Raw genomic sequence first — 352 nt, 5'->3', positions numbered from 1 at the left:
TAAACTTTGTGACCACGGGCTGAATTATGTTTCTTTTGAAAGGTTTACTGAAGAAGAAATTGCCGGTATTTTCAGAAAAAAGAGGGAAGGAGACGATATTTCCAACCTGGAAGCTGAAAAGTTTAAAACAGCTATTTTGTTATTTTTAGGGGAAAATTATCATGAAAAAGGTTGGGTGCAACAATTCCATCTTGGTGCCCTTCGGAATAACAATAAACGGATGCTGAGGCAGCTTGGGCCAGATACCGGTTGGGATTCCATTGGTGACTACAGCCAGGCAGAGAACCTTTCCGGATTCCTGGATACTTTAGACGGAAAAGACAAGCTGCCCAAAACCATACTTTACAATTTA

1 protein-coding gene is annotated in these 352 nt (G+C 40.6%); it reads left to right on the top strand.

What is annotated here, in order from left to right; all coding sequences use genetic code 11:
* On the top strand, positions 1 to 352 hold a 352-nt coding region (locus tag RM539_RS19995), incomplete at both ends, for a glucuronate isomerase (protein ID WP_311505183.1).

This window comes from Autumnicola musiva (assembly GCF_031846585.1).
In the GTDB taxonomy this organism is placed as follows: domain Bacteria; phylum Bacteroidota; class Bacteroidia; order Flavobacteriales; family Flavobacteriaceae; genus Autumnicola; species Autumnicola musiva.
The sequence above is the reverse complement of the archived record's forward strand: the minus strand, read 5'-3'. Positions and strand labels throughout refer to the sequence as shown.